Source organism: Candidatus Phytoplasma melaleucae, from assembly GCF_030588185.1.
GTDB classification, from domain to species: Bacteria; Bacillota_I; Bacilli_A; order Acholeplasmatales; family Acholeplasmataceae; genus Phytoplasma; species Phytoplasma melaleucae.
In genome coordinates this window covers 1-4,341 of record NZ_JAOSID010000015.1, presented here as the reverse complement: position 1 = coordinate 4,341, position 4,341 = coordinate 1, and the positions used below count along the sequence as shown (strand labels likewise).

Sequence of the window (4,341 nt, the reverse complement as noted above, 5' to 3'; positions counted from 1 at the left end):
AAATGAGTTTCTCAAAAAAATATTAAATCTAAGCAATATTATTTGTTATATTTGTTGCATTCATAGTTTAATCGAAATGTACGTTTTTGCAATAACAAACACTAAAAAATCTATTTTAAAATTTAATTCTTATTTATTTTTATTCGGTTTAAGTTGTTTTTGTTTAGGTAAAGGTGTTGATATAAATAAATTAGCTTTAATCACTTTATCTTTTTTGTTTTTTATAATATTTTTATTTTATGTTTCTATAATTTATAGAAATATTGATCATTTAAGTAAAATAAAACATGATTAAATTTTCTTTGTTGCAACTAATAATGAGGAGACAGAATAGGCGTTATGTGTGATAATGTTTTTAATAATTTATTTGAGAAAATGAAAAAATTAACTATGTTAAATGGTGTCTCAGGGCAAGAAAAACAAGTCAATGGTTATATTCAAGATCAAATAATGTCTTTTGTCGATAAGGTTGATCACGATAATTTAGGTAGTTTACTGGCTTATAAAGGCACTAAAGGCCCTAAAATTTTATTGGCAGGACATGTAGATGAAATTGGATTAATGGTAACTGATATTACAAAAGAGGGATTTGTTAAGTTTCAAACATTAGGCGGTTGGTTGCCAACAGTTATGTTGGCTCAAATATGGCAAATTCATACGAAAAAAGGTGTTTTATGGTCGATTACAGGAGCTAAACCACCTCATTCTTTATCTCTCGCTGAACGAAATAAAATTCCAGAAATAAATAATTTATTTTTAGATTTAGGGGTAAGAAGCAAAGAAGAAGCACAACAGTTAGGAGTAGCAGTAGGCGATATGATCACGCCTTATTCTGAATTTCGAAGTTTAGGTAATCCTAACTTTTGGTTGGCTAAAGCTATTGACAATCGTGCAGGTGTTTTAGTAGTTATGGAGCTTTTGGCATCTATAAATAATAATCCGAATCAATTCATTGGCGCTTTTACAGTTCAAGAAGAAGTAGGTTTAAGAGGAGCTATTACTAGTGCGAATAAAGTCAAACCTCAAATTTCAATAGCAGTTGATGTGACTATTGCCGATGATGTTCCGGAAAATCAAAATAAGTCTGTAAGTTTTTTAGGCAAAGGTCCTCAATTATCTTGTTTTGATCGTGGACTAGTAGCTCATAAAGGATTAAGAGAATTTGTTATTCAAATAGCTAGAGAAAATAATATTCCTTTTCAAGAATCAATACCTACTGGAGGCACTACTGATGCTGCCGCAATGCATATACAACAAGAAGGATCTGCAGCCATAACAGTATCGATTCCTACACGATACATACACTCTCATGCTTCTATTGTTCATAGACAAGATATCGAAAATACTGTTAAATTATTATTTTCACTTATACAAAAGTTAGATGAAAAAAAAGTAGAAGAAATTTTATTTAATTAATGTAGAAATTCATTATGGAATTACTTTTTTCTATTTTTATCCAAAAAAACTTCATTCTTCATAAATGTTATTTTAATTCTTGGCGCTTATTTGCCATTATAAAGATGTTTTTTTGATCATTGGAGGGCTTAGTAAATTTTTTTATTTTTTTGTTTAAATAAAAAATTACTGAATTGTCCGACAATTTATTTTTTTTAATTTTTTTAAAAAAAGAGGATTTGTCATTTTATGAAAAGAACTTATCAACCAAGTAAACGCAAAAGAAAAAGAACTCATGGGTTTATGGCGCGAATGTCTACTGTAGGTGGACGCCGTTTATTAGCTAATCGAAGAAAAAAAGGGAGATACCAGTTAACAGTATAATTCTTCTATATATTTATTTTTTTTCATTAGTTTTTTGATTAATATTTTCAATTAAGTTATTGATTTATTTTGTAAAAAAAGATCAAAATATATATCATGAAAAGAAAATTTATTTTAAGAAAAAATAGTGAAATTAATTTAATTTTTAGGTCGAATAAAAATCACAATGTAAAAAACGCTTTTTTTACTTTATTTTATGTTAAACATGTGAATACTTTACATTTTAAATTTACTTTAAGTATTAGTAAAAAATACGGAAAAGCGCATGAAAGAAATTTGATTAAAAGACGTTTAAGAATGATTATTTATAATTATTCTAAATTCATTGATTCAAGTGTTTATTTTGCCGTTGTAATTAAACCTAAAGCAAAAGAACTTAATTTTGCTAATTTGACGCAAAATTTATTAATGTTATTACAAAAATCTTCTTTAATAACATAATAAAGGATATTGTAAATAGTATGAACCAAAATAAATTTTCTTTTAAACGGTTTTTTATAGTTTTTTTGTTAATTTTTTGTATTTTAAATTTTTTTAGGATTTTTTTTCCTCAATCATCTGAAAAAAAAGATTATTTAATAAATTACGATATTAAAGTTATTTTTAAAATAGATAAAATAAAGGGTTCTGAGCAAGAGGAACAAGAAGAATTAATCAAAAAATGGAATAATTTAAAGAAAATTTCTGATCAAAATAATTTTGATTTTGAAAAAGATTTTCAAGATTTAGAAGTGTTTATCTTTAATATTAAAGATAATAAAAACATTATGATTAATGCTCTTACTAAGAATCAAGATTTTTCTGACAATTTACGCGATATGTTTAGAGCTAAAATAGCTAAAATTTGTAAAGGGGAAGAATATTATTTTTCTTTTAATCAAATACTTGAATTAAATACAAAAATAAATATACTTAAAAAACTGTTTACTGTTTCAAAAGGAATAAATAGAAGTTATTTTTGTAAACGTTTTCAAGAACAAGAAGAAATAAAATTTTTAACCTTAAAACAAATTTGTTTGGATGCTAAGAAAATTGAAGTTCAAGATATTAAAGATGTATCAAATTTTAAGATCTTTAAATTTAATGATCAAAACAATGAAATCTCTAGTATGGAGTATAATGATTTAATTAGACAAAAGCATGATAATAATGGTGGCATTCAAAAAGGTATTAACACTTTAGTATTGAAAAAAAATTCTAGTTTTAAACCTTATTTAGAGATTTTTGTAGATGATACAGGCGATTTGCCTATTCAATGGCCTTCTAAGTTAAAATGGGGCGGATTATTAGGGTATATATGGAATGTGTTAATTATTTGCATAGGATCTTTTTTATATTTTTTTTCCAATATCTTTTCTTATGGTCTAGAAGGTTTTTTCTTTGGTAATTTAGGATTAGGCATTATTTTAACTACTGTTTTAGTTAGAACTTTGTCCTGGCCAATTTATACTAAAACTAATACTTTTTCTTTAAATATGAGTTTAGCACAGCCAGAAATTAATAAAATTCAAGCTAAATATGCTTTAAAAAGAGATCCTGTATCTTTACAACAAATGCAAATAGAAATCATGAAAGTGTATAAGAAATATAATTTTAATATCTTCGCAATTTTTATATCCTTTTTGCAAATGCCAATTTTTTTTGCTATGTTAAAGACTTTAAATCGTTTTCGAGTTTCAGGAGGAATTTTTAATCCTTTTACTACAAAACCTTTTTTAGGTTTTATATATTTAAAATTAGATAGTAATAACAATTATTTTATTTATAAACTTTTATTATCCGGGTTAGTAGGTATAACTATGTTTTTTTTGAATAAAGTTAATTTAAAAAAACCTTATTATGCAAAACAAAATAATTTTTTAACTTTAGAACAAAAAGCAAAACAAAAAAATCAAGAACAAATGATGCAAGTTATTAGTTATTGCATGATTTTTGGAATGATGTTTGCGTCTTTTAAAGATGTTACTTTATCTTTATATTGGATTATAGGAAATCTTTATACTATTTTTCAAACGATGATCAATCATAAAATAATGGCTAATAAATATATTGCATTACAAAAAATGTAATTATTAGATTATTTATGATTTGTATTTTTTGATTTTTTTTAACTATACCTATTAAATGAAGGTCTGATATCAAAACAGATGAATCCAAGTAATTTATTTAACTTTTATGTTTTTTTCGCCAAATTAACTTGGAAATTTGATTTTGTCATTTTTCGCAAATATTTATTACTTTTGATAATGAACAAAAAAATAAAATTTGTTTATTTTTTCTTTAATTTATGTTAAAATCAAATAGTAAGTTTTGAAAAAATATAATTCTGGTCATTTTTTCGGATTTATTCCTGGAGGGATAGCGAAGTGGCTAAACGCAGCAGTCTGTAAAACTGTTCCGAAAGGTACGGTGGTTCGAATCCACCTCCCTTCACCATCTAACTACTATTACTTTTTCTCATATGTGTTTAATTTTGACCACTCCGAAGTCGTTATCCTGATACCGGAGGGAGGATATGCCTCTCTAGCATGACATGGGAAGTCTTTGAAAACTGAAGATGAT

The 4,341-nt window shown here is 25.5% G+C and carries 4 protein-coding genes, 1 tRNA gene and 1 pseudogene; all 6 read left to right on the top strand.

Annotation, left to right across the window (positions count from 1 at the left end; translation table 11 throughout):
* Positions 1-295 (top strand): annotated as a pseudogene (locus tag OC680_RS02145) (hypothetical protein); the annotation flags it as partial.
* Between the two features lie 44 nt (positions 296-339).
* Entirely contained in the window at positions 340-1,416 is a 1,077-nt protein-coding gene (locus OC680_RS02140; protein ID WP_304515470.1) for a M42 family metallopeptidase, read from the top strand.
* Positions 1,417-1,644: 228 nt separating this feature from the next.
* Positions 1,645-1,779, top strand: coding sequence for a 50S ribosomal protein L34 (gene rpmH / locus OC680_RS02135; RefSeq protein ID WP_304515469.1), 135 nt, complete (start codon positions 1,645-1,647; stop codon positions 1,777-1,779).
* Positions 1,780-1,875: 96 nt separating this feature from the next.
* Positions 1,876-2,220, top strand: coding sequence for a ribonuclease P protein component (rnpA, locus tag OC680_RS02130; protein WP_304515468.1), 345 nt, complete (start codon positions 1,876-1,878; stop codon positions 2,218-2,220).
* A gap of 20 nt (positions 2,221-2,240) precedes the next feature.
* Entirely contained in the window at positions 2,241-3,848 is a 1,608-nt protein-coding gene (locus OC680_RS02125) for a YidC/Oxa1 family membrane protein insertase (RefSeq protein ID WP_304515467.1), read from the top strand.
* Positions 3,849-4,131: 283 nt separating this feature from the next.
* Positions 4,132-4,215, top strand: a tRNA-Tyr gene (locus OC680_RS02120).
* Positions 4,216-4,341 lie beyond the last annotated feature (126 nt).

Coding starts and splice junctions, on each gene's coding strand:
- OC680_RS02125 (WP_304515467.1), top strand. CDS start 2,241: ATGAACCAAAATAAATTTTCTTTTAAACGGTTTTTTATAGTTTTTTTG.
- OC680_RS02140 (WP_304515470.1), top strand. CDS start 340: ATGTGTGATAATGTTTTTAATAATTTATTTGAGAAAATGAAAAAATTA.
- rpmH (WP_304515469.1), top strand. CDS start 1,645: ATGAAAAGAACTTATCAACCAAGTAAACGCAAAAGAAAAAGAACTCAT.
- rnpA (WP_304515468.1), top strand. CDS start 1,876: ATGAAAAGAAAATTTATTTTAAGAAAAAATAGTGAAATTAATTTAATT.